Source organism: Terrisporobacter mayombei (genome assembly GCF_020748465.1).
In the GTDB taxonomy this organism is placed as follows: Bacteria; Bacillota; Clostridia; order Peptostreptococcales; family Peptostreptococcaceae; genus Terrisporobacter; species Terrisporobacter mayombei.
On record NZ_JAHZMP010000262.1, the window covers coordinates 1 to 443 of the forward strand.

Annotated in this window: 2 protein-coding genes; both read right to left on the bottom strand. The window is 28.0% G+C overall.

What is annotated here, in order from left to right; genetic code table 11:
• A partial coding sequence (locus K0039_RS21470; protein ID WP_272491556.1) for a CAT RNA binding domain-containing protein occupies nucleotides 1-221 on the bottom strand: 221 nt, incomplete at its 3' end.
• A gap of 20 nt (nucleotides 222-241) precedes the next feature.
• On the bottom strand, nucleotides 242-443 hold a 202-nt coding region (locus K0039_RS21475), incomplete at its 5' end, for a PTS glucose transporter subunit IIA (protein ID WP_228106911.1).

Here is a 443-nt window from a genome sequence, read left to right on the forward strand (position 1 = left end):
TGTGAAGCATCCATCACTTCTGGACTAACATTTTTTAACAATTCTAAAAATTTTGTTTGCATGTGGTCTTGAACATAATAAATCTTTTCTATTTTATCTTCATTAGCTTTATCTCCTGGACGTTTATTAAAACCTATACCAAGACCTAGTAAAATAGCTTCTTTCCTATCATTAGTTACTGTAGATAATGCATTATTATTAAAGATTTTTACTACTCTCATATTGAATTAATCCCTTCCTATCATTTCATAATTTCAATAACAGTATCTTGCCCTGCAACAACTTCATTTTCTACCATGCAATTTATTTCTGAAAATTCGCTATGATTTAATACAACCATTATTATTGTACAATCAATTCCCTGAGAATTTATTTTTTCTCTTTCAAAGCTTATTATTGGACTACCTTTTTTAACATTATCTCCTTGAGACACTTCATTTTTA